General features: G+C 66.3%; 1 protein-coding gene. It reads right to left on the bottom strand.

Annotation, left to right across the window (positions count from 1 at the left end; all coding sequences use genetic code 11):
* A partial coding sequence (locus ACSVC7_RS32765) for an EF-Tu C-terminal domain-related protein (RefSeq protein ID WP_483509200.1) occupies window positions 1–555 on the bottom strand: 555 nt, incomplete at both ends.

The following is a 555-nucleotide window of genomic DNA, read 5'->3' as shown; positions in this document are numbered from 1 at the left end:
GGAGCGATCAGCTCGACTTCCATGGAGATGTTGTCGCCCGGCATGACCATCTCGGTGCCTTCCGGCAGCTTCACCATGCCCGTCACGTCCGTGGTGCGGAAGTAGAACTGCGGGCGGTAGTTGGTGAAGAACGGCGTGTGGCGGCCACCCTCTTCCTTGGTCAGGATGTAGGCCTCGGCCTTGAAGGTGGTGTGCGGGGTGATGGTGCCCGGCTTGGCCAGAACCTGGCCGCGCTCCACGTCCTCGCGCTTGGTGCCGCGCAGCAGCGCGCCGATGTTGTCGCCCGCCTCACCCGAATCGAGCAGCTTGCGGAACATCTCGACGCCGGTGACGGTCGTCTTCACCGTGGCCTTCAGGCCGACGATCTCGACTTCCTCGCCGACCTTGACGATGCCGCGCTCCACGCGGCCGGTCACCACCGTGCCGCGGCCGGAGATCGAGAACACGTCCTCGATCGGCATCAGGAACGGACGGTCCTTCGGACGCTCCGGCTGCGGGATGTACTGGTCGACCTCGGCCATCAGCTTCAGGATGGCGTCGCGGCCGATCTCCGGC

The sequence above is a fragment of the Azospirillum mesophilum genome (genome assembly GCF_053470405.2).
The sequence above is the reverse complement of the archived record's forward strand: the minus strand, read 5'-3'. Positions and strand labels throughout refer to the sequence as shown.